The organism is Pseudomonas sp. XP2 (assembly GCF_053557975.1).
Map to the genome: position 1 here is coordinate 130,634 of NZ_JBNRIK010000007.1, position 18,076 is coordinate 148,709.

An 18,076-nucleotide genomic window follows, 5' to 3' on the forward strand; every position below is an offset into this window, starting at 1 on the left:
TCAAGACCATGCGGATGATGGTCTCGGCTGCCGCGTCATAATCGCTGTCGGCCAGCTTGGCCTTGCCGGTCACCGCAGAAATCTGCCAGTCAAAATCTGCATAGGTCTGTGTCGCCGCCCAGATGCTGAACATCAGGTGGTGCGCATCCACGTGGGCGATCTGCCCGCGGTCGATCCAGCGCTGGATGCACTCGATGTTGTGCCGGGCCTGTTCGTTCAGCTGCTCTACCTGGTTCGGCGACAGGTGCGGGGCGCCGTGCATGATCTCGCTGGCAAAAACCTTGGAGGCGTGTGGCAGGTCGCGCGAAATGCGGATCTTCGAACGAATGTACGCACTCAATACTTCCTTCGGGTCGCCGTCGGCATTGAACGGCGTCGACGCCTGCATGATTGGCGCGATGATGCTTTCCAGGACCTCGCGGTAGAGGTTGTCCTTGGACTTGAAGTAGTAATACACGTTCGGCTTGGGCAGGCCGGCCTTGGCCGCGATATCGCTGGTCTTGGTGGCGGCGAAGCCCTTGTCGGCGAATTCCTCGCTGGCCGCGCGCAGGATCAGTTCCTTGTTGCGCTCGCGAATGGTGCTCATGGTCAGGGATCTTCCTCGTGTCTGGCCACCTCTAAGAGGGATCGGGCATGGTAGCACCGGGCTCGACGGGCGCTCAAGGCAGCGGCTTTGGGCTAGAATCCGTGGCACACACTTATCGGGATACAGGCAAACATGGCAGGAAGCAGTCTACTGGTACTGATCGACGACATCGCCACGGTGCTTGATGACGTCTCGCTAATGACCAAGGTGGCGGCAAAAAAAACTGCAGGTGTGCTGGGCGATGACCTGGCGCTGAACGCTCAGCAGGTTACCGGTGTGCGTGCCGAGCGGGAGGTCCCGGTGGTGTGGGCGGTGGCCAAGGGGTCATTCGTCAACAAGGCAATCCTGGTGCCGGCGGCGCTGCTGATCAGCGCGTTCATTCCGTGGGCAGTGACGCCGCTGTTGATGATCGGTGGTGCCTACCTGTGCTTCGAAGGCTTCGAGAAGCTGGCGCACAAGTTCTTGCACAGCAAGGAAGAGGACGACGCGCAGCACAAGGCGCGAAAGGAAGCCGTGGCTGATGCCAATGTCGACCTGGTGGCCTTCGAGAAGGCCAAGATCAAGGGCGCGGTGCGCACCGACTTCATCCTGTCGGCCGAGATCATTGCCATTACCCTGGGTACCGTGGCCGATGCGCCGCTGAGCCAGCAGATCATCGTGCTGTCGGGCATCGCCATCGTCATGACCATCGGCGTATACGGGCTGGTGGCGGGTATCGTCAAGCTCGATGACCTGGGGTTGTGGATGACCCAGAAGGCGTCTAGCGTGACCCAGGCCGTCGGCAACGGCATCCTGCGGGCTGCGCCCTACATGATGAAGAGCCTGTCGGTGATCGGCACGGCGGCGATGTTTTTGGTCGGCGGTGGGATTCTGGTGCATGGCATCGAGCCGCTGCATCACGCCATCGAAGCGTTCAGCGAGGGGCGCGGTGGCGCCCTGACCGGGGCGCTGCTAAACGGTCTTGTCGGGGTGGTGGCCGGTGCCGTGGTACTGGCGGTGGTAGCGATTGCCGGCAAATTGTGGCGGGCGATCCGGCCGGGCACATGAGGCTGCAGGGCCGGGGCTTTGCCCACAAGTACACTGCAAACCTCAGAAACAGCTTTAACCCTGTGGCAGCGGGCAAGCCCGCGAACACCGGCAAAGCCGGTGCCATATACCGCGTTGTTGGCTCACGGGTTTATTGTTCTACCACCGCACCTTGATCCTGTGGTTTCCAGGCCAGCAGCCCTTTGCTGAAGTCGTTTGCCGCACTCTGGTAGTACGCGATAGCCCGGCGGATCAGCGGGTTGTCGCTGGTGGCTGCCATTTCCCGGCTGTTGCCCAAGGCATCCTGGTGCACCCGCATGCCGCCGCGTGGGCTGAGGATCGCCAGGTCCTTGCCGTCGAACAGCCCCAAGTGCTGGTAGTTGCCGATCAAGACCCGTGGCGGCAAGGCATCCTCACCCAGCAGGTCGCGGCCAAAGAAGGTTGAGGTGTAGCTGAGGTTGAGCAGGCCGAGCAAGGTCGGTGCAAGGTCGATCTGGCTGGCCAGTTGTGCGTCTTCGCGCGGGGCGATCAGTTTGGGTGCATAGATCCACAGCGGAATCTGGTAATTGCTCACCGGCAAGTCTTCCACGCCGGCGCTACCGGCGGTGTGGTCGGCGACGAAGACGAACAACGTATTGTCAAACCACGGCTTGCCCTTGGCCTCGCGCAGGAACTGGGCGATGGCATGGTCGGTGTACTTCACGGCACCTTCGCGGCCGTCGCCCGAGGGGATGTCGATGCGGCCGTCCGGGTAGGTATAAGGGCGGTGGTTGGAGGTGGTCATCAGTTGTAGCAAGAACGGCTGCTGCTTGGCATGGTCGGCATCGGCCAGTTTCAGCGCCTGCCGATACAGGTCTTCATCGGCCATGCCCCAGGCATTCTTGAAGCCGATTTCGCTTTCATCCACACTGCTTTGGTCGACGATGCGGTAACCGTTGCCGCTGAAGAAGGCGTTCATGTTGTCGAAGTATCCGCGCCCCCCATAGACGAACACGGGGTCATAGCCGACTGCAGCCAGTTGCTGGCCGAGGCTGCCGTAGCCGCTTTCACGGCCGATGCGTTTGACAATGGAGCGCCCCGGCGTTGGCGGAATCGACAGGGTAATGGCCTCCAGGCCGCGATCGGTACGGGTGCCGGTGGCATAGAAGTTGTTGAAGTACAGGCTCTCGCGGCGCAAGGCATCCAGGTTGGGCGTGAGGTTGCGCGGGTCGCCGTTGCTGCCCATGTACTTGGCGCTGAAACTCTCGATGGTGACCAGGATGATGTTGGGCTTGCGTGGCTCGCCGCTGGCGCTGATGTGGCGGCGAATGTCCTCGGGCTCGCTGGCCTGGAACCGTGCGTTGGGCTCGGCCAGTTCCTGGTGCATCTGCGCACCGGCTTGTGCTGCGTCGAGGCTGGCATAGAACTGGGTGTAGTCGAGTTCGTTGTTACGGAACGCGGCAAAGAACTGATACGGTCCGTTACTGGCCAACTCGCGCTGGTAGGCATTGCCGCCCTGGCCGCGGGGGAACTGCTGGTCGACCAGCAGCGCGCTCAACCCGCCTAGCACTGCCAGCAGCGCAATACCGCCCAGGCGCTGGCGCAGGTTGGCGCTGGGCGCTGCCAGCGCCCGGGCCAGTGGTTTGTGCAGGATCAGGGCAAGCAGCACCGCAACCACGGCAATACAGCCCAACAGGGTCGGTAGCGGGTAGGACTCGCGGATGTTGTCCAGCACCTCCTTGGAGTACACCAGGTAGTCGACGGCGATGAAGTTGAAGCGTACCCCGAACTCGTCCCAGAACAGCCACTCGGCCACGGCGACGAACAGCATCACGAACAGGCTGACAACCAGCACCCCGCTCATCAGCCGGTGGTGCCAGCGTGTGCGCCACAAGGCGGCCGGGCACACTGCCAGGTACAACCCCAGCGGCAGTGCGGCGTAGGTGAGGAAGCTCAGGTCGTAAAGGGCCCCACTGAAGAGCAGTGAGAGGTAGTCGCCATGGACTTCATCCAGATGGGTAGCCAGCAATATCAGGCGGGTCAGCAGGAAAATGCCAAACCACAGTGAGCAAACTAACAGAAGATACCGCCAGGGGGCGGTGAGGGAGGTGCGCATTAAGTAGGCCTGTTTTCTTTTTTTGAATGCAGAAGACAAGCATGCTAAAGGGCGGAGTGCAAAAAAATTGTCAAAACAGAGGGGGCTATGGTGCTATTTGATGTGTTGTTGATTGTCTTGATGCTGTGTTTTTTTAAGGCGAGACTTAATGCAATTAAGAACTATCTGAATCCGCTGTAGGAAATTACTTACATGATGCGCATGGAATTGCACGTGACAACGCGTTAAAGATACAACGCGCTGTCACGTTTCAGCGCATCAGAAGTGCACTTTTACCAGGAAACTCATGGTGTTCTGGTCGGTGGTAAAGGCATCGCTGTCCTTGATGCCATATTTGTTTTTCCAGTAGTCGTATTCCACACCCACATACAGTTGTTTCTCGCCCAGGTGCAGCGCCTTGCCCAGGTCATACTTGATCTGCGGGTTGAAATGCAGGTTGGCGTGGTAGGTACCGCGGCGGTTTTCGTCGTTGTCCACCACCCAGTCCATGAAGCCATCAATCAGCACATCGGAATCGCCCACCGGGATGGTGTACGACCATACCGGGGTGATCTGCCATACGTTGTCGCCAGCGCGGCTGCCGTCGGTGGTGCGGTTGTAGAAGTTCAGCTGGAAGTAGTCGAAGCCGGGAATGGCCAGGTCGAAACCTGGGCCGATCAGGTACGACTCGGTGTCACCCTCGCCAAACTCGTAGGTCATCGCCAGCAGCACATCCTTGACCGGGCCGAACTCGACCTTCTGGTCGAAGATCTTGTTGAACGACAGGCGTGGGCTGATCTCACCGTAATAGGTGTTCGGGCCGTTGCCGGCATCTTTCTGGCCTTGGTAGAAGATCTTGTCGACAAAGATGAAGTTGTCGCCGTACTTCCAGCCATCGGCGTGTTCGAACGTGACGGTTTGCTGAATGGCCGGGTTGACCTTGAAGTTCTTGCCCCACAGGTAAGTCAGGCTGTTGTTCTGCCATTGCAGCAGGTCGCCGCCGAAGGTGGTGCCGCAGGCCAGCAGGCCGCCGGCGAGGATCAGGCTGTTGATGGTACGCATTGCGAGTGTCGCTCCCTTGATTGATCTGTTGTCAGCGCTCGTTGATGGCGCTTTTGTTGTCTTGCGAGTCAGCTTTTTTCGATAGGCCACAGCTGTTTGGCAAGGGTTGGGCCAACTTTTCCGGGTTGGCAAAACCTTCCTGCTCGACTTCGTTCTGAACGGATGAAAAGGGTCTTTCAGGCTGGCAACACGTTGGCCAACCGCCCGTATTCATTGACTGAGCGGTCAGTAAACGCAGGCAGAATCCGTTCTGCCCTGATCGAGGGGGCGCGCAGATTACTGGCTTGCGCGCCGCGCCTCAAGTGCTCCGTCCTGGAGCGTGCTGTATCAAACTTGTGCGTTTGGTCAGCTTCTTAGAAGTGTACTTTGATTAGCGCACTGGCGACACTCTGGTTGCTCTCCAGGTTGCCGCGGCTATCGATGCCATATTTGTCCTTCCAGTAGCTGTACTCAAAGCCCACGTACAGCTGCTTGGCGCCCAGGTTCAGCGCCTTGCCCAGGTCGTATTTGACCTGCGGGTTGAAGTGCAGGTTGGCATGGTAGGTGCCCCGACGTGTCTGGTCGTTGTCGGGGACCCAGTCCATGTAACCGTCGATCAGAATGTCCGACCTGCCCACCGGGATGGTGTAGGACCAGCCGGGGGTGATCTGCCAGACGTTGTCGCCTGGGCGGCTGCCTTCGGTGTTGCGCACGTAGAAGTTGAGGGTGAAATAGTTGAAGCCGGGGATGTTCAGGTCAAAGCCGGGGCCGATCAGGTAGGCTTCGTTGTCGCCTTCGCCCCGCTCGTAGGTCATGGCCAGCAGCACGTCCTTGATCGGGCCGAAGGCCAGCTTCTGGTCGAAGATCTTGCCGAACGACAGGCGCGGGCTGAACTCGCCGTAGTAGGTGGTCACGCCTTTGCTGGCGTCGGCTTTGCCGTTGTAGAAGATCTTGTCGACGAACATGAAGGTGTCGCCGTACTTCCATTTGTTGGCGTGCTCGAACGTGATGGTCTGTTGGATATCAGGGTTGACCTTGAAGTCCTTGCCATACAGGTATGTCAGGCTTTCGCCATGCCATTGCAGCCATTCGCCTGCATGCGAGGGTAGGGTGGCCAGCAGGCTGCTGCCCAACAACAGGGACGTGGTGATGCGCTTCATGTTGTGATTCCCGGACTTATTGTTTTTGTTGGCGGTTTTTTTGGCGCAAAAGCACCCCGGGCGACCCATTCCGGCGGGTCGACGGCGTAGCGGTTACTGCAGGTGTAGGTGAGGGGCGGCAATGCGCCGCCCCTGCAGGCTCAATGCTGGTGACAGACGTCGTTGTGCACCGCGCGGTCGGCGCCACCGAGGATGTTGAACAGAACGTTCAACACCAGGGCACTGACTGTGGCCATGGCGATACCACTGTGGGTGATGGGTTCCATCCACTGCGGCATCTGGGCAAAGAACTCAGGACGCACCACGGGAATCAACCCGAAGCCGACGCTCACCGCCACCAGCAACTGGTTGCGGCGGTCGCCGATGTCCGCCTCCTGAAGAATCTTGATCCCGGTGGCGGTGACCATGCCGAACATGGCAATGGAGGCACCGCCCAGTACCGCAGGCGGGATCGAGGCAATCAGGAAGGCCGCCTTGGGCAGCAGGCTGAGCAGGATCAGCAATGCACCGGCCACGATGGTGACAAAGCGGCAGCGCACCCCGGTCATCTGCACTAGGCCGATGTTCTGGGCGAACGAGGAGTGGGTGAAGGTGTTGAAGAAGCCGGCAATGAACGATGCACCGGCATCGCACAGCAGGCCGCGACGCAGCATCCCTGGCGTGACTTCGCGATCAGTCACCTTGCCCAGGGCCAGGAACATGCCGGTGGACTCGACGAAGATGATCACCACCACCAGGCACATCGACAGGATCGGCGCCAGGCTGAAGGTCGGCATGCCGAAGTGCAGTGGGGTTACCACCTGCAACCACGGAGCGTCTTTCAGGCCAGACAGGTCGACCATGCCGATGGAGCCGGCCAGGATGTAGCCAAGGCCCATGCCTACCAGTACCGACACGTTGACCCAGAAGCCGCGCATGAAGCGGTTGATCAGCAATATCACCGCCAGCACCAGACCGGCCACCAGCAGGTAGATGGGCGAGCCGAAGGTTTCGGCTTCATGGCCGCCACCGGCCCAGTTGACCGCCACCGGGAACAGCGACAGGCCAATCGAGGTGATCACCGTACCGGTGACCAGCGGCGGGAAGAAGCGCACGACTTTGGACATGAACGGCGCGATCAGCATGCCGAAGAACCCGGCGGCGATGGTCGCGCCGAAGATCCCCTGCAGGCCTACGCCGGGCATGCCGGCCATGGCCACCATGCTGCCGACGGCAGCGAAACTGGCACCCATCATCACCGGCATGCGGATGCCCACCGGGCCGATACCGAACGACTGGATAATGGTGGCGACGCCAGCGACCAGCAGGTCGGCGTTGATCAGGAATGCGACTTCTTCACGGGACAACCCGGCGGCTTGGCCGATGATCAACGGCACGGCAATCGCGCCACCGTACATCAGCAGAACGTGTTGCAGGCCAACCAGGAACAGTTGGAACAGGGGCAAGGGTTCGCGCGGCGGCGCAATGGGAATATACGCCTTGCGTGACTCGGACATGCAGCACCTCGAGTTTTGTTTTTATTCTCGGATCCAAGCGACAAGCTCCAAGCGGCAAGCTTCAGGAAGAAGCTTGGATTTCCCGCTGTGAATGCTGACGCTCGATGCTTGCTTGTTGCGTAACACATGAAGCTTTGAGGCCGGGGCTACCGGCCTCTTCGCGGGCAAGTCCGCTCCCACAGGGGAGGTGATCCCCCTGGGAGCGGGTTGGCTGGCGAGGTGCTATCAGTTGACCTGGGCGCCTTTGGCGATCCAGTCGCCGACGAGCTTGCGCTCTTCGGTGGTCATCTGGGTGATGTTGCCCAGCGGCATGATCTGGCTGGCGACCGCTTGCGCCTGGATGCGCGCGGCCTGGGCCTGGATCTGCTGCGGGGTGTCGAACATCACGCCGGCAGGGGCGGCGCTGAACAGTGGGCTGGTCGGCTTGGACGAGTGGCACACGGTGCAGCGTTCCTGGATGACATTGTGGATCTTGTCGAAGTCGCCACCGCCGGCCTGGGCAGCGGCCTGGGCCGGTGCTTGCGCAGGTGCAGCCGGCGCTTCGGCAGCCTTGGCGGCGTCCTCGGCGCGCTGCTCGGCAGCGGTCTTGCCACCGACGGCAGTCGCAGGCAGCGGCTGGTACTCCACTTTCGCTGCGGCTTGCTCAGGGCTTACGGCCATCGGTTTAGGACCGGTGACGTAGGCCAGGCAGATCATCGCCAGGGCGCCGACCGGCAGGGTCCAGGCGTACTTGTTGCTGTCGTGGCGGGTGTTGAAGTAGTGGCGGATCAGAACCGCGGCTACTGCGATACCAGCCAGGATCAGCCAGTTGTACTGGCTACCGTAGGTGCTCGGGAAATGGTTGCTGATCATGATGAACAGCACCGGCAGGGTGAAGTAGTTGTTGTGACGCGAGCGCAGCAGGCCCTTGGCCGGCAGTACCGGGTCGGGTGTCTGGTTGTTCTCGATCGCCGCCACCAGCTGGCGCTGGGCCGGCATGATGATGCGGAACACGTTACCGACCATGATGGTGCCGATGATCGCGCCGGTGTGCAGGTATGCACCACGGCCGCTGAACACCAGGCTGAAGCCCCAGCAGGCGGCGATGATCAGCACGAACAGCACACCGCCGAGCAGCGCTGGCTTCTTGCCCAGGGGCGAGTCGCACAGGAAGTCGTAGATGAACCAGCCAGCGATCAGCGAGCCGATACCGATGGCCACGCCTTCGGCACCGCTCAGGGTGCTGCCAGGTGCCAGCAGGTACAAGGCCGGGTTCCAGTAGAACACCACGCACAGCAGGGCGATACCGGACATCCAGGTAAAGTAGGCTTCCCATTTGAACCAGTGCAGGTTCTCGGGCATTTTCGGGGGCGCGAGTTTGTATTTCTCCAGGTGGTAGATACCACCGCCGTGAATCGCCCAGAGATCACCCGACAACCCATCGCGCGGGTTGCTTCGGTTCAGGTGGTTCTCCAGCCAGACGAAGTAGAACGATGCACCGATCCAGGCGACACCGGTGATCATGTGAACCCAGCGAATGCTCAGGTTCAGCCATTCGTGAAGGTGTGCTTCCACAGTATGTACCTCTGCCGATCACCTTGCGATGATCGACCTTTTCTTATTGGTGGGGATTGAGGATCAGCATCTGTTCCTCGGTGAAGTAATGCTCATCGCAGTTGTTGCCAGAACCACTGCGATCAACCACCAGGAAATCATCCCGCTTTTCGATCGTGAGCACCGGGTGGTGCCAAACGCCGCGATGGTAATTGATGCCCTGCCTGCCATTACTGCGGAAGGCGCGGACCAAGCCTGATACAGGTGCATCGCCAACGGGCGCGACCACGATCAGAAAGGGGTTGCCGAGCAGCGGGATGAAAGCCTGGCTGCCCAGCGGATGGCGTTCCAGCATGCGCACGGTCAGCGGCATGTCCAGCGCGTCGGCGCGGAAGATGCTGATGATCGCCTTGTCTTCGGGCTCGGCGGTCTCGACCGTGGCGAGCTTGTGGAAGCGCATGGTCGAGCCGTTGTTGATCATGAAGTGGTCGCTGCCGTCGGTTTCGATCACGTCTCCGAACTGGGCGAAGGCTTCTTTGGTCAGGGGCTCGATCATCAGGGTGCGCATGCGGGTCTCTCTTATATATTCGTTGTACTGAAAAGGTTCGGCTGCCGTTTACAACTGCAGCAGGCGGAACAGGGCGATCAGGTTGATCTGCGCCAGGGCTTCCTTGAATTCGGCATCGGCATCGTTGTGAATGCGCTTTTCAAAGGCGGCGAGGATCTGGTGCCGGTTGCTGCCCTTCACCGCCATGATGAACGGGAACTGGAACTTGGCCTTGTAGGCATCGTTCAGCTCGGTGAAGCGGGCGAACTCTTCGGCGGTGCACTGGTGGATACCGGCGCCGGCCTGTTCGTTAGTGCTCGATTCGGTCAGCTCGCCCTGGATGGCGGCCTTGCCGGCCAGGTCCGGGTGAGCATTGATCAGCGCCAGCTGGTCGGCGTGGTTGGCGCTGAGCAGGATGTCGCTCATGCGCTGGTGCAGCGCTTCGATCTCGTCCAGCTCGCTCAGCTGACCCAGGTCGTAGGCTTTTTCGGCAACCCAAGGCGAGTGCTCGTAGATGTCGGCGAAGGCCTCGACGAAGGCGTCACGGCTCAGGGCGGAGGGCTTGAGGGTGTTGAAGGCGGTCATCAGGCGTTCTCTTTCTTGTACGGGTGGGTGGCGTGCCAGTGGCGGGCGATATCCACGCGACGGGCGAACCAGACCTGGTCATGGCTTTTTGCGTAATCGACGAAGCGCTTGAGTGCAGCCAGGCGTGCCGGGCGGCCGACCAGGCGGCAGTGCAGGCCGATGGACAGCATTTTCGGTGCTTCGGCGCCTTCGGCGTAGAGCACATCAAAGGCGTCTTTCAGGTACTGGAAGAACTGCTCGCCGCAGTTGAAACCCTGTACCTGGGTGAAGCGCATGTCGTTGGTGTCCAGGGTGTAGGGGATCACCAGGTGCGGCTTGCCGGTGGGGTTGTTCGGCTCCCAGTAGGGCAGGTCGTCGTCGTAGGTGTCGCTGTCGTACAAGAAACCACCTTCTTCCATCACCAGGCGGCGGGTGTTCGGGCCGGTGCGGCCGGTGTACCAGCCTACCGGGCGCTCGCCGGTGAGTTCGGTGAGGATGCGGATGGCTTCGAGCATGTGCTCGCGCTCCTGGGCCTCGTCCATGTTCTGGTAGTCGATCCAGCGGTAGCCGTGGCTGCAGATCTCGTGGCCGGCTTCGGCCATGGCGCGGATCACGTCGGGGTGGCGCTGGGCGGCCATGGCCACGGCGAAGACGGTCAGTGGCACGCCGCTGTCCTTGAACAGCTTCAGCAGACGCCACACGCCAGCACGGCTGCCGTATTCGTACAGCGACTCCATGCTCATGTTGCGCTGGCCCTGCAGCGGCTGGGCAGCGACCATCTCGGACAGGAAGGCTTCGGACTCTTTGTCACCGTGCAGGATGTTGCGTTCGCCACCTTCCTCGTAATTGAGGACGAAAGACAGCGCGATGCGAGCGTTGCCCGGCCATTGCGGGTGAGGAGGGTTGTTGCCGTAACCGATCAGGTCGCGAGGGTAGTCAGCGCTCACTGCAGTCTTCCTTCTTGTGCGTTAGTGCGGGTGGTGGGCGGGCCGCGTCGGTATGTCGCACCACCGGATGGGCTGATTGTATACAACTTCTGAAATCTTTTGTAAGCCTGTTTTTCCGCATTTCTTTCCTTTTGTCGCCGCGCAGCGACCTTGCAACACAGTGCAAGAAACCTGCCTGATTGGTCAGCTAATGACGTTTGCCTCGTTACGGTGCCTGTATTTGCGACCGGTGGGTCGTTTAAGGGCACGAAACGCTGGGGGCGACAGATGGGTTCAAAAAATTGTGTACAATTTAGCGATGGAATGTCTTAATGGCGTCATTCCCGCCTGCCGCAGGCGCTATGCTGGTGCGATGGCTGAGTATTTTTTGCCCACAGATTGAACAAGAGGCGACACGCAATGGGACGTTTGACCACACACGTACTGGATGCCGCGCATGGCTGCCCGGGCAGCTCGATCAAGGTCGAGCTGTACCGCGTCGAAGGCCAGCAGCTGGAGCTGGTGAACACCGCCCTGACCAACAGCGATGGCCGCGTCGACGCGCCGCTGCTGCAGGGTGACGACTACCGCACCGGTGTTTACCAGTTGCAGTTCAGCGCGGGTGATTACTACCGCGCCCGTGGCGTGCAGTTGCCGGCCCAGGCGTTTCTGGATGTTGTTGTGCTGCGCTTTGGCATCGACGAGTCGCAGGAGCACTACCACGTGCCGCTGCTGATCTCGCCGTACAGCTATTCGACCTATCGTGGAAGCTAGTTGGTCGCTAGAAGAATCTTCGTAGGTCCTTTGGCCCGCTCTCACACTGGCGGGCTTTTTTTCGTCTGCTGTATTTACATAGTGAAGTGAAACAACCCTTCGACTCACATTTTTGTCAGTAGTCGCATTTGGCGGTGTCTGTAATGATCAAGTGCACAACTCGTACTTGAGGACCACGCTTGGTGAACGCAAAAAATGTATATTCGCCTTATGGCTATCACTTGCCTAGCCAGGGTGTGCTCGGTTTCGAGGGTGATCGACGGGATCCAGTCACCGGACATTACCATTTGGGTAACGGTTATCGAGCATTCAACCCCTCTTTGATGCGGTTCAATAGCCCGGACAATCTGAGTCCGTTCGATCGAGGTGGCTTCAACGCCTATGCCTATTGCCAAGGGGACCCGGTGAATTACCAGGACCCAAGCGGTCATAGCATTTGGAGAATGCTGGCGAGCGCTCTACAGACGCCTAAGCGAGTGGAAACGATGACTGCGGTTTCCCGCGAGGTGAAATTTACACAATTACTGGGGTGGCATGGGACGAGTCGCAAAGAGCTGCCCTCGCTGCTCAAAGGTCTATCGTCAGGGCATTCAGAGGTTCATAGACAAGCTCAAGGGCCGGGGTTCTATGTTGCGCCAAGCCGTGATCATGCCCAAAAATACGCTGACGTCCACCCCGACGGTATCGTCTTGGCGGTAGTTGCAAGCGACGATATGAGCTTGGTTCCCGGCATTGGTTATAAAAAGGATGTGTTTGATGTAGTGGTTGTGAGAGAGCCCGCATTTGACGTTGTCAGGGTGCGTGAAGAGGTTCCGGAAGGAGCGACACGGGCTCGACTTCCTCGAACCGGTATCTTCGCGAAAATACCCGCACCGATTAGATAAAAATGAACGGGCGCCGAAACGCCCTTTTTAATGAACGCCTGCTCAGAGGAACACGAACTTTGCAATAAAGATCGCGCACAGCACCCACAGGCTGGCTGAGATTTCCTTGTACTTACCGGTACCCGCCTTCAGCGCCACGTAGCTAATAAAGCCCAGGGCAATGCCGTCGGCGACCGAGAAAGTCAGCGGCATCATGATCACCGTGACAATCGCCGGAATGCTGTCGGTAGCCTCATCCCAGTGTATGTGCGCCATGCTGCCCATCATCAGCATCGCTACATAGATCAGCGCCCCCGCCGTTGCATAGGGCGGAATCATCCCGGCCAGTGGGGCGAAGAACATCGCGGCGATGAACAGCAGGCCGACCACCACTGCCGTAAGGCCCGTACGGCCACCTGCGGCGACACCTGCAGCACTTTCCACATAGCTGGTGACCGGCGGCACGCCGACCACGGCCCCGAACACACTCGAAGCACTATCGGCCTTCAGTGCCTTCGACAGGTTTTCGATACGCCCGTCCGGCGCCACCAGGTTGGCCCGTTGCGCCACCCCCATCAAAGTGCCAGCCGTGTCGAACATGTGCACGAACAGAAACGCCAGCACCACGCTGATCATGCTGACGTTGAACACCCCGGCCACGTCCATGGCCATCCAGGTCGGTGCCAGGCTTGGCGGCATCGACATCACCCCGCCAAACGTGACCAGGCCCAGGCCCCAGCCTGCCAGGGTGACGCCAATGATGCTGATCAGGATCGCGCCGAATACCCGCTTGTAGCTGAGGATGGCAATCAGCAGAAAGCACACGGCCGCCAGCAGCGGCCCCGGCTCATGCAGCGAGCCCAGCTTGATCAGGGTGGCGGGGCTGTCGACGATGATGCCTGCCGTCTTCAGGCCGATCAGCCCGAGAAACAATCCGACGCCGGCCCCCATGGCATGGCGCAGGCTGACCGGGATGCTGTTGAGCAACCATTCGCGCACTTTCGACAAGGTCAGGAACATGAACAGCACGCCCGAGACAAACACTGCCCCCAGTGCCGTTTCCCAGTTGTAGCCCATGGTGCCGACCACGGTGTAGGTGAAGAAGGCGTTAAGCCCCATGCCCGGTGCCAGGCCCACCGGCCAGTTGGCGTACAGGCCCATCAGCAGGCAGCCCAGCGCGGCGGCGATGCAGGTGGCGACGAAGGCGGCACCATGGTCGATGCCGGCGTCGGCCATGATGTTGGGGTTGACGAAGATGATGTAGGCCATGGTGATGAAGGTGGTCACCCCGGCGATCACTTCGGTTTTGACGGTGCTGCCGTGTTGCTTGAGTTTGAAAATCCGCTCCAGCCAGCTCGTTTCGAGTGGTGGGGCGAGATCCAGCGTAGGGGCTTCGGATTTGCGGCTTTCCACAGCAGGTACTCCTCAAGTCTTTCTTGTTGTTATGGAGCCAGTTTCCTGCGCAATGCACTTGGCGGCTCCGCGAGGGAAGGCAGACGTCTGACCGTTTTGTTGACTCATGGGTCAAGAAGTTGCTCGGTGGATTATGCTTTTGTGTACAAAGAATGCAAATAATGTTTTATGTTTTGTGTGCGCAATGCGTCGTACAACGGCTATATAGGTAAAACGCCCCCTGCGGAATCGCCTCAGCCTGTGTACAATGGCGCCATACTTTCTCTTCGTGCCTCGAGAGCCCATGAACGAACAGCTGCAACCTCTGAAGAAACCTGCACGTGTCGGCAAGGCCGGCCGCAGCGGTACCCAGGACGATATCGTCTACGCGCACATTTTCGAGGCGATCCTCGAGCAGCGCCTGGCGCCGGGCACCAAGTTGAGCGAGGAAGCGCTGGGCGAAATCTTCGGCGTCAGCCGCACCATCATCCGCCGCGCCCTGTCGCGCCTGGCCCACGAAAGCGTGGTGCTGCTGCGGCCGAACCGCGGTGCAGTGGTGGCCAGCCCGACGGTGGAAGAGGCGCGCCAGGTGTTCTTCTCGCGACGCATGGTGGAGCGGGCCATCACCGAACTGGCCGTGCAGCACGCCACCCTGGATCAACTCAACGAGCTGCGGCAGATGGTGCGTGAGGAGCGCGACAGTTTCTCGCGCGGTGACCGCGGTGCCGGTATTCGTCTTTCCGGCGAGTTCCACCTCAAGCTGGCCGAAGCGGCGGGCAATGCACCCCTGGTGAGCTTCCAGCGCAGCCTGGTGTCGCAAACCTCACTGATCATTGCCCAGTACGAAAGCGGCAACCGCTCGCATTGTTCGTACGATGAGCACATGCAGCTGATCGATGCCATCGAGGCGCGTGATGCCGAGCAGGCCGTAAGCTTGATGATGCACCACATGGACCACATTGACAGCAAGCTGAACCTGGACGAGGAGAGTGCCTCGGACGATCTGCATGCGGTGTTCTCGCATTTGCTGAAAAAGCCCAAGGTTTCAGCGAAGGGTTGATCGTTTGCAAGGTGATTGAAGGGGGCTGCTTTGCAGCCCCCAGTCATTTCTGGCCATCAGCCAAAGGTCTGCTAAATTCTTGTGAGCAAACCTTCATCAAGCAGTTGGGCTTGCGCATTCGTTGCGTTCAACTTCTTGAGGAATGGGTTCATGAGCATGTCTTTGGGTAAACGTATGGGTGCCGAGCTGATCGGCACCTTCTGGTTAGTGCTTGGCGGCTGTGGCAGTGCAGTACTCGCAGCCAGTTCCCCTCTCGGCATCGGTGTGCTCGGTGTCGCCTTCGCCTTCGGCCTCACAGTGCTGACCATGGCCTTCGCCATCGGCCATATCTCTGGCTGTCACCTCAACCCTGCCGTGTCGTTCGGGCTGGTGGTGGGTGGGCGCTTTCCGGCCAAAGAGCTGCTGCCCTACGTGATCGCGCAGGTGATTGGCGCCATCCTGGCGGCCGGGGTGATCTACCTCATCGCCAGCGGCAAGGCCGGTTTCGAGTTGTCTTCGGGATTGGCTTCAAACGGCTACGCCGACCACTCGCCCGGCGGTTATACGCTGGGGGCGGGGTTCATCAGTGAAGTGGTGATGACGGCGATGTTCCTGGTGGTGATCATGGGCGCGACCGATTCGCGGGCGCCGGCAGGTTTTGCACCGATTGCCATCGGCCTGGCCCTGACCCTGATCCACCTGATCTCCATTCCGGTGACCAATACCTCGGTCAACCCCGCGCGTAGCACGGGGCCGGCCTTGTTCGTCGGCGGCTGGGCCCTGCAACAGCTGTGGCTGTTCTGGGTGGCGCCGCTTATTGGTGCTGCTATCGGCGGCGCGCTTTACCGGGGGCTTGCCAAAGAACATTAGCGCTGGTGCACGCAACGCCCTGCAGCGTAGGTTTCACGCACAGTGCGGTCGTCGCCCAGGGTGGTGAGCACAAACAGGGTCTCTTCGATGCTGTTGGACTGCTGAATGCGGTAGTCCAGCAGCGGCGTGGCCTTGTAGTCCAGCACCACGAAGTCGGCATCGTTGCCCGGGCGCAGGCTGCCGATGCGGTCGTCCAGGCGCAGGGCGCGGGCGCCGCCGAGGGTGGCCAGGTACAGCGACTTGTACGGGTGCAGGCGCGCGCCCTGCAGCTGCATCACCTTGTACGCTTCGTTCAGGGTGTTGAGCAGCGAGAAGCTGGTGCCGGCGCCGACGTCGGTACCCAGGCCCACGTTGACTTTGAAGCGCTCGGCCTGGGGCAGGTTGAACAAGCCGCTGCCCAGGAACAGGTTGGAAGTGGGGCAGAAGGCCACGGCCGAGCCGGTTTCGGCCAGGCGCTGGCATTCGTCGTCGCACAGGTGCACGCCGTGGGCAAACACCGAGCGCTCGCCCAGCAGCTCGAAGTGGTCGTACACGTCCAGGTAACCCTTCTGCTCGGGGAACAGCGACTTGACCCAGTCGATTTCCTTGAGGTTTTCCGACAGGTGCGTGTGCATGTACACGCCGGGGTGTTCCTTCAGCAACTGACCAGCCAGTGCCAGCTGTTCAGGCGTGCTGGTCGGGGCGAAACGCGGGGTAACCGCGTAGTGCAGGCGGCCCTTGCCATGCCAGCGCTCGATCAGCGCTTTGCTGTCGGCGTAACCGGATTCGGCGGTGTCGGTCAGGTAGTCCGGCGCGTTGCGGTCCATCATCACCTTGCCGGCGATCAGGCGCAGGTCCAGGCGCTCGGCCTCTTCGAACAGGGCGTTGACCGATTCCGGGTGCACGCTGCCGAACACCAATGCAGTGGTGGTGCCGTTGCGCAGCAGTTCCTTGAGGAAGATTTTCGCCACCTGGTCGGCGTGCGCTTTGTCGGCGAACTGCTTTTCGCAGGGGAAGGTGTAAGTGTTCAACCAGTCCAGTAATTGCTCGCCGTAGGAGCCGATCATGCCGGTTTGCGGGAAATGGATATGGGTGTCGATAAAGCCTGGGGTGATCAGCGCGTCCTGGTAGTGCTCCACCGGGATGCCTGCGTCCAGGGTCGGCAGCAGTTCGCTGGCGTGGCCAATGGCGCTGATGCGCCCATCGTCGACCACCAGCAGGCCGTCTTCGAAGTACTCATGGGAAGCCTCCAGGCCCACCTCGGCCGGGTCGGCGATGCTGTGCAGGATGGCGGCGCGGTAGGCTTTACGGGTAACGGTCATAACACACTCGTCAAATAGCTTGGCTGCGCCGGGAGGGCGGCAGCAACTGGGCAATGGGGCCGGCATTGGCCGCAGCGTCGTGCTGGCCGAAGCAGGCGTTGTAGGTGGCGATGATTTCGCCGGCGATGGACACGGCGATCTCGATGGGCAGCTTGCCCTTTACCTCGGGCAGGCCCATCGGGCAGCGCATACGCGCCAGCACGGCCTCGTCGTAGCCGCGCTCGCGCAAGCGGTGCTCGAACTTGACCCGTTTGGTCTTCGAGCCGATCAGGCCGAACCAGGTGAAATCGTTGCGCTTGAGAATGGCGGCGGTCAGCTCCAGGTCGAGCTGGTGGTTGTGGGTCATGACGATGCAGTAGCAGCCTGGTGGCAGGCCTGCGACTTCGTCGACCGGTTCCTCACTGACGACCTTGGTCACCCCGTTGGGGATGAGCTCGGGGAATTCCTGTTCGCGCGAATCGATCCAGCGCACCCGGCAGGGCAGCGCGGCGAGCAAGGGTACCAGAGCCCGGCCGACATGGCCCGCGCCGAACACGGCGATCTGCGCCTGCACGGCGGCCATCGGCTCGAACAGCAGCACGGTCACGCCGCCGCAGCACTGGCCCAGGCTGGCGCCGAGGCTGAAGCGCTCAAGGTGCGGCGTGGTGCGCTGCTCTTCGAGCATTTGCCGGGCGATGTGCAGCGCCTTGTATTCCAGGTGGCCGCCGCCGATGGTGTCGAACAGGCCGCTGGCGCTGACCACCATCTTCGAGCCTGCGTTGCGCGGGGTCGAGCCGCGCTCCTCGATGATGGTCACCAGCACGCACGCTTCGCCACGGGACTGGTGGTCGGCGAGGGCGTTGATCCATTGGTGCATGATGCAGATCCTCTTCAGTGCAACGCGG

Annotated in this window: 16 protein-coding genes and 1 pseudogene; 5 read left to right on the forward strand and 12 right to left on the reverse strand. The window is 60.7% G+C overall.

Annotated features, from left to right (window positions below; genetic code table 11):
- On the reverse strand, nucleotides 1-586 hold a 586-nt coding region (locus tag ACK1VC_RS10690; protein WP_449117952.1), incomplete at its 3' end, for a TetR/AcrR family transcriptional regulator.
- Nucleotides 587-718: 132 nt separating this feature from the next.
- Between ACK1VC_RS10690 and ACK1VC_RS10695 the strand changes: the two genes are divergently transcribed.
- Entirely contained in the window at nucleotides 719-1,633 is a 915-nt protein-coding gene (locus ACK1VC_RS10695) for a DUF808 domain-containing protein (RefSeq protein WP_016488371.1), read from the forward strand.
- A 130-nt stretch (nucleotides 1,634-1,763) separates the two neighbouring features.
- On the opposite strand, the gene ACK1VC_RS10700 is transcribed toward ACK1VC_RS10695, so the two are convergent.
- The 8 genes from ACK1VC_RS10700 to puuE all read right to left on the reverse strand — a co-directional run bounded on the left by ACK1VC_RS10700 (nucleotide 1,764) and on the right by puuE (nucleotide 10,974).
- Nucleotides 1,764-3,707: an LTA synthase family protein gene (locus ACK1VC_RS10700; protein WP_016488370.1), complete on the reverse strand. Its 1,944-nt coding sequence runs from the start codon at nucleotides 3,705-3,707 to the stop codon at nucleotides 1,764-1,766.
- Nucleotides 3,708-3,965: 258 nt separating this feature from the next.
- Nucleotides 3,966-4,748, reverse strand: coding sequence for an outer membrane protein OmpK (locus ACK1VC_RS10705; RefSeq protein ID WP_016488369.1), 783 nt, complete (start codon nucleotides 4,746-4,748; stop codon nucleotides 3,966-3,968).
- A 353-nt stretch (nucleotides 4,749-5,101) separates the two neighbouring features.
- On the reverse strand, nucleotides 5,102-5,887 hold the full coding sequence (locus ACK1VC_RS10710; protein WP_023047851.1) for an outer membrane protein OmpK: 786 nt from the start codon (nucleotides 5,885-5,887) through the stop codon (nucleotides 5,102-5,104).
- A 140-nt stretch (nucleotides 5,888-6,027) separates the two neighbouring features.
- On the reverse strand, nucleotides 6,028-7,383 hold the full coding sequence (locus tag ACK1VC_RS10715; RefSeq protein WP_016488367.1) for a nucleobase:cation symporter-2 family protein: 1,356 nt from the start codon (nucleotides 7,381-7,383) through the stop codon (nucleotides 6,028-6,030).
- Between the two features lie 225 nt (nucleotides 7,384-7,608).
- On the reverse strand, nucleotides 7,609-8,937 hold the full coding sequence (locus tag ACK1VC_RS10720; RefSeq protein WP_016488366.1) for a urate hydroxylase PuuD: 1,329 nt from the start codon (nucleotides 8,935-8,937) through the stop codon (nucleotides 7,609-7,611).
- Nucleotides 8,938-8,980: 43 nt separating this feature from the next.
- Complete coding sequence (locus tag ACK1VC_RS10725; RefSeq protein ID WP_016488365.1) at nucleotides 8,981-9,484, reverse strand: ureidoglycolate lyase; 504 nt, start codon at nucleotides 9,482-9,484, stop codon at nucleotides 8,981-8,983.
- Between the two features lie 48 nt (nucleotides 9,485-9,532).
- Nucleotides 9,533-10,048 (reverse strand): 2-oxo-4-hydroxy-4-carboxy-5-ureidoimidazoline decarboxylase, encoded by a 516-nt coding sequence (uraD, locus tag ACK1VC_RS10730; RefSeq protein ID WP_016488364.1) that lies wholly within the window; start codon nucleotides 10,046-10,048, stop codon nucleotides 9,533-9,535.
- Nucleotides 10,048-10,974: an allantoinase PuuE gene (gene puuE, locus ACK1VC_RS10735; protein ID WP_016488363.1), complete on the reverse strand. Its 927-nt coding sequence runs from the start codon at nucleotides 10,972-10,974 to the stop codon at nucleotides 10,048-10,050. The genes uraD and puuE overlap by 1 nt, the downstream gene beginning before the upstream one ends.
- A 399-nt stretch (nucleotides 10,975-11,373) precedes the next feature.
- Here puuE and uraH point away from each other — a divergent pair, with 399 nt between their 5' ends.
- On the forward strand, nucleotides 11,374-11,727 hold the full coding sequence (gene uraH, locus ACK1VC_RS10740; RefSeq protein ID WP_003254328.1) for a hydroxyisourate hydrolase: 354 nt from the start codon (nucleotides 11,374-11,376) through the stop codon (nucleotides 11,725-11,727).
- Nucleotides 11,728-11,927: 200 nt separating this feature from the next.
- Nucleotides 11,928-12,161 (forward strand): annotated as a pseudogene (locus tag ACK1VC_RS10745) (RHS repeat-associated core domain-containing protein); the annotation flags it as partial.
- Nucleotides 12,162-12,653: 492 nt separating this feature from the next.
- Here the strand turns inward: ACK1VC_RS10745 and ACK1VC_RS10750 are convergent.
- Entirely contained in the window at nucleotides 12,654-14,003 is a 1,350-nt protein-coding gene (locus ACK1VC_RS10750; RefSeq protein WP_060519354.1) for an NCS2 family permease, read from the reverse strand.
- 283 nt (nucleotides 14,004-14,286) lie between these two features.
- Here ACK1VC_RS10750 and ACK1VC_RS10755 point away from each other — a divergent pair, with 283 nt between their 5' ends.
- Both ACK1VC_RS10755 and aqpZ read left to right on the forward strand, forming a co-directional pair.
- Nucleotides 14,287-15,042, forward strand: a complete 756-nt coding sequence (locus ACK1VC_RS10755) for a GntR family transcriptional regulator (protein WP_012273431.1) — start codon at nucleotides 14,287-14,289, stop codon at nucleotides 15,040-15,042.
- A 150-nt stretch (nucleotides 15,043-15,192) separates the two neighbouring features.
- On the forward strand, nucleotides 15,193-15,891 hold the full coding sequence (gene aqpZ, locus ACK1VC_RS10760; protein WP_197884390.1) for an aquaporin Z: 699 nt from the start codon (nucleotides 15,193-15,195) through the stop codon (nucleotides 15,889-15,891).
- Here the strand turns inward: aqpZ and guaD are convergent.
- Both guaD and xdhC read right to left on the reverse strand, forming a co-directional pair.
- The gene (gene guaD, locus ACK1VC_RS10765) at nucleotides 15,888-17,192 is read right to left on the reverse strand and encodes a guanine deaminase (RefSeq protein ID WP_016488360.1); all 1,305 of its coding nucleotides are present in this window, start codon (nucleotides 17,190-17,192) and stop codon (nucleotides 15,888-15,890) included. The two genes, aqpZ and guaD, sit on opposite strands and share 4 nt — an antisense overlap.
- 10 nt (nucleotides 17,193-17,202) lie before the next feature.
- Nucleotides 17,203-18,048: a xanthine dehydrogenase accessory protein XdhC gene (xdhC, locus tag ACK1VC_RS10770; protein WP_016488359.1), complete on the reverse strand. Its 846-nt coding sequence runs from the start codon at nucleotides 18,046-18,048 to the stop codon at nucleotides 17,203-17,205.
- Between the last annotated feature and the right edge of the window lie 28 nt (nucleotides 18,049-18,076).

What these genes read in the sequence shown, in the direction of transcription:
- ACK1VC_RS10715 (WP_016488367.1), bottom strand. Translation starts at nt 7,383, where the DNA reads ATGTCCGAGTCACGCAAGGCGTATATTCCCATTGCGCCGCCGCGCGAA.
- aqpZ (WP_197884390.1), top strand. Translation starts at nt 15,193, where the DNA reads ATGAGCATGTCTTTGGGTAAACGTATGGGTGCCGAGCTGATCGGCACC.
- ACK1VC_RS10725 (WP_016488365.1), bottom strand. Translation starts at nt 9,484, where the DNA reads ATGCGCACCCTGATGATCGAGCCCCTGACCAAAGAAGCCTTCGCCCAG.
- ACK1VC_RS10700 (WP_016488370.1), bottom strand. Translation starts at nt 3,707, where the DNA reads ATGCGCACCTCCCTCACCGCCCCCTGGCGGTATCTTCTGTTAGTTTGC.
- uraD (WP_016488364.1), bottom strand. Translation starts at nt 10,048, where the DNA reads ATGACCGCCTTCAACACCCTCAAGCCCTCCGCCCTGAGCCGTGACGCC.
- uraH (WP_003254328.1), top strand. Translation starts at nt 11,374, where the DNA reads ATGGGACGTTTGACCACACACGTACTGGATGCCGCGCATGGCTGCCCG.
- ACK1VC_RS10755 (WP_012273431.1), top strand. Translation starts at nt 14,287, where the DNA reads ATGAACGAACAGCTGCAACCTCTGAAGAAACCTGCACGTGTCGGCAAG.
- ACK1VC_RS10695 (WP_016488371.1), top strand. Translation starts at nt 719, where the DNA reads ATGGCAGGAAGCAGTCTACTGGTACTGATCGACGACATCGCCACGGTG.
- ACK1VC_RS10710 (WP_023047851.1), bottom strand. Translation starts at nt 5,887, where the DNA reads ATGAAGCGCATCACCACGTCCCTGTTGTTGGGCAGCAGCCTGCTGGCC.
- ACK1VC_RS10705 (WP_016488369.1), bottom strand. Translation starts at nt 4,748, where the DNA reads ATGCGTACCATCAACAGCCTGATCCTCGCCGGCGGCCTGCTGGCCTGC.
- xdhC (WP_016488359.1), bottom strand. Translation starts at nt 18,048, where the DNA reads ATGCACCAATGGATCAACGCCCTCGCCGACCACCAGTCCCGTGGCGAA.
- guaD (WP_016488360.1), bottom strand. Translation starts at nt 17,192, where the DNA reads ATGACCGTTACCCGTAAAGCCTACCGCGCCGCCATCCTGCACAGCATC.